Source organism: Flavobacterium riviphilum, assembly GCF_055231795.1.
In genome coordinates, this window is sequence record NZ_JBUYSY010000056.1 from 1 (window position 1) to 378 (window position 378).

A 378-nucleotide genomic window follows, 5' to 3' on the forward strand; every position below is an offset into this window, starting at 1 on the left:
GAAAAGCCCAGCTTAAATAAGCTGGGCTTTTTTTAAACTACTTAATTGAATAGGTACCTTAGCTCAGATGGTAGAGCAATGGACTGAAAATCCATGTGTCCCTGGTTCGATCCCTGGAGGTACCACATTGCTCGGATGGTGAAATTGGTAGACACGCTGGACTTAAAATCCAGTGAACAGCAATGTTCGTGCGGGTTCAAGTCCCGCTCTGAGTACAACTATTAACTCCATTAGAAAATCTTTCTAATGGAGTTTTTTTGTTTAGTAGGTTTTGTGCAATGAATGTTTAATTGGATTAATAAAGACATAATTCCTTTTTTTGTGGTATTAAGTGTTGTTCCAAATAAGCCAATTGTTGCTTCATAACCCCGATAGTAG

The 378-nt window shown here is 38.4% G+C and carries 2 tRNA genes; both read left to right on the forward strand.

Annotation, left to right across the window (positions count from 1 at the left end):
* The first annotated feature begins 52 nt into the window (after nt 1-52).
* Nucleotides 53-125: transfer RNA gene (locus ACZIX2_RS14270), tRNA-Phe, on the forward strand.
* 4 nt (nt 126-129) lie between these two features.
* A tRNA-Leu gene (locus ACZIX2_RS14275) sits at nt 130-215 on the forward strand.
* Nucleotides 216-378 lie beyond the last annotated feature (163 nt).